The organism is Phyllobacterium sp. P5_D12, assembly GCF_054049495.1.
In genome coordinates, this window is record NZ_JBFUMG010000536.1 from 1 (window position 1) to 3017 (window position 3017).

4 protein-coding genes are annotated in these 3017 nt (G+C 58.2%); 3 read left to right on the plus strand and 1 reads right to left on the minus strand.

What is annotated here, in order from left to right; all coding sequences use genetic code 11:
- Positions 1 to 310 (minus strand): DUF2000 family protein (locus ACXJ5O_RS23090; protein ID WP_457301949.1); only part of this gene is annotated, 310 nt, incomplete at its 3' end.
- Between the two features lie 38 nt (positions 311 to 348).
- On the opposite strand from ACXJ5O_RS23090, the gene ACXJ5O_RS23095 reads away from it, so the two are divergent.
- From ACXJ5O_RS23095 to ACXJ5O_RS23105, 3 genes are all read left to right on the plus strand, one after another.
- Positions 349 to 1242 carry an AraC family transcriptional regulator gene (locus tag ACXJ5O_RS23095; RefSeq protein WP_457301950.1) on the plus strand — a complete coding sequence of 298 codons (894 nt, stop codon included), beginning with the start codon at positions 349 to 351 and terminating at the stop codon, positions 1240 to 1242.
- 83 nt (positions 1243 to 1325) lie between these two features.
- Positions 1326 to 2627 carry an NAD(P)/FAD-dependent oxidoreductase gene (locus ACXJ5O_RS23100; protein ID WP_457301951.1) on the plus strand — a complete coding sequence of 434 codons (1302 nt, stop codon included), beginning with the start codon at positions 1326 to 1328 and terminating at the stop codon, positions 2625 to 2627.
- The coding region (locus ACXJ5O_RS23105) for a hypothetical protein (RefSeq protein ID WP_457301952.1) at positions 2602 to 3017 on the plus strand (416 nt) is incomplete at its 3' end. The genes ACXJ5O_RS23100 and ACXJ5O_RS23105, both read left to right, overlap by 26 nt.

Here is a 3017-nt window from a genome sequence, read left to right on the forward strand (position 1 = left end):
GTGCAAAGACGGCACGATTGGCGGCATCGTGGCCAGTCGCAAACATCTCCTCGATATAGAGACAGGTTTTGATGTCGCGTTCGAGCGAACGGCGGTGAATATCTGAAATCGTTGCCTGATCTGCCGCCAGCACAATCACAGGCTGGATGGAAAGCGGGTTGTAAGTGTTCCCGGCCCTGTCACGATAAGGCTCGCCGATAACGTCGGGCGATTGCGCAACAATGCCGCTTGTCAGAAACGCCGTCACATTCAATGCCTGCCATGGGGCCATGTCGTTTCGCAACACGATTGCAATTTTGGTATCGAACATCGATATAATTCTCCGTCAGTCATGGAAGAGTTGAACTTATGCAAGACGTTTTAGGCGAAGAAGCCGCGCGTGGTCTTGGACGTTTGTGCAAACTTCCTGTGCAGGACGCTATTACATCTGCGCCGTCCAATCCGGGCCTTGAGCGCATTGAAGCCCGGTTTGCCGGCAATGCCTATGATTTGCACCGGCACGACACCTACGCGATCGGTGTGACGCTGCACGGCGTGCAGACATTCTGGTATCGCGGGGAACGGCGCCACAGCTTGCCCGGCAATATCATCGTGATCCATCCGGACGAGATGCACGATGGCGCCGCTGGCACCGACGATGGCCTGCGCTATCGCATGCTCTATCTGGAACCGGCGCTGGCGCTGCAATCGCTAGGTGACCGCCAAGGTGCGCTGCCATTCGTCAACGATCCTGTCATTGCTGATCAGGCGCTACATCGCGCTTTGGCGGCAGCTCTCGGCAATCTCGATGAGGAACTGGACGAACTGCTGGTCGACGATGTCGTTTCACAGCTGACCCTCGGCTTGGCGCGGCATGCAAGACAGCATGTCAGACCGCTGAGCGCGCCAGCGATCCGGCAAACAGAATTGGCACGCGATTATCTCGAAGAACACGCCTTGCGTCTTGTACGATCGGGCGAGCTTGAAGCGGTAAGCGGCCTTGATCGCTACGCTCTATCCCGGCACTTCCGTACGTTATACGCCACGAGCCCCCATCGCTTTTTGTTGATGCGGCGCTTGCAACGGGCCCGCGAGATGATCAAGACAGGCGAACCGCTTGCCGGGATCGCGGTGGAAACGGGATTCACCGACCAAAGCCATCTCAACCGGCAGTTCAAGAAAGCCTTCGGCATGACACCCGGACGTTGGGCCGCACTGATCGGCGTCGAAGCTCCAAGAGACCTCTCGATAACTCATCCCTGATCGGTATTTCATGCAATTGTCGCATGGCGATTGGTCTGTTAGACAGGCTTAGGGCCAAGACCTCTGCGCATCGGAGCCTCATCATGACTGAAATCCAGACGCCATCCCACACCAAACACCGCCTTGTCGTCGTAGGCGGAGGTTTTGGCGGCCTGGAGGCTGTCTATAATCTCCGGAATGTCGATATCGACATTACAATCATCGATCAGCGTAACCACCATCTGTTCCAGCCTCTGCTGTATCAGGTCGCAACATCGACATTGGCCACTTCCGAAATTGCCTGGCCGATCAGGCACCTTGTGCGGAAGTACAAGAACGTCAAGACCTTGCTCGGCACTGTTGAAAGTGTCGATACAGCGGCCCGAACTGTTTCCACCGCGGACGGCGAGACAATTCCCTATGACACGCTGGTCCTGGCGACCGGCGCACGCCACGCCTATTTCGGTCATGATGATTGGGAGCCGTATGCACCCGGTCTGAAGACACTTGAAGACGCCACGATGATCCGCCGGCGCATTCTGACCGCGTTTGAAAGGGCTGAGCGCGAACCGGATCCTGCCAAGCGCATGGAATATCTGACCCTGGTGATCATTGGCGGTGGACCGACAGGGGTCGAGATCGCCGGAACAATCGCCGATCTTGCGCGTGATACGTTGAAGGGTGATTTCAGAGTGATAGATCCCGCAGAGGCGCAAGTGGTGCTGATCGAGGGTGGCCCCCGCGTGCTGCCTGCGTTCAGCGAAGATATGTCGGCTTATGCGAAGCGAGCATTAGAGAAGCTTGGCGTGACTGTTCATCTCGGCCATCCGGTTACAGCATGTCATGCTGACGGCGTTGAATTCGGTGGCCAGTCGCTGCGCGCCAGGACCATTATCTGGGCGGCCGGCGTGCAGGCGTCTCCCGCTGCTAAATGGCTGAGCGCGCCATCCGACCGAGCCGGACGCGTTGTCGTCAATGCCGATTTGACCGCGCCGGACCATCTCGAAATATTTGTGATCGGCGATACTGCGACCGTTCCGAATGGCGGCAAGGGCACTGTGCCGGGGATTGCGCCGGCAGCGAAACAGCAAGGCAAGCACATTGCTGAAACCATCAAGGCAAGGCTAGCCGGCGATCAGACGTCGCGGCCGTTTGTGTATCGCCATGCGGGCGATCTCGCGACGATCGGCAAGCGCGCGGCGGTTACTGATTTCGGCTGGATCAAACTGAAGGGCTATCTCGCCTGGTGGCTCTGGGGCCTGGCACATATCTATTTCCTCATCGGCGTGCGCAATCGGTTGGCCGTGGCGTTGAGCTGGCTATGGATTTCCGTCAGCGGTGTTCGCAGCGCACGATTGATCACGCAAAGGGACGCCACGGATGGAACCGAAGCAGAGGCGCGGTGAATTGGTTGTCATGCGGTCGATCTGGTGGTTCTTCACAGCAGCGATGGCTCTCGCATTGGCTGGTCTGACGCCGGCACTGGCATCCGAACAGACCTGCGGCAAAAGCGAACCGATATACTCGACAAGAGAAATCGGTGCGGCGCTTCTTGCCTGCTGGGTCCGCCCAACCGGCGCCGAAGATATGGGTGTGACATTGCGCTTTGCATTGCGGCGGGATGGTACGGTCATCGCAATGCCGCGCGTCACTTTCAGAACGCCGGGCGGCGACCGCGTCATCCAGGAGGCGTTCGTATCTTCGGCGCTGGAAACCGTCAACAAAGCCGTCCCTTTGGCGATTGCACCCGAACTGGGGGACGTCATCGCAGGCACGCCCTTGACGGTCGTATTCAG

Coding starts and splice junctions, on each gene's coding strand:
- ACXJ5O_RS23100 (WP_457301951.1), top strand. CDS start 1,326: ATGACTGAAATCCAGACGCCATCCCACACCAAACACCGCCTTGTCGTC.
- ACXJ5O_RS23095 (WP_457301950.1), top strand. CDS start 349: ATGCAAGACGTTTTAGGCGAAGAAGCCGCGCGTGGTCTTGGACGTTTG.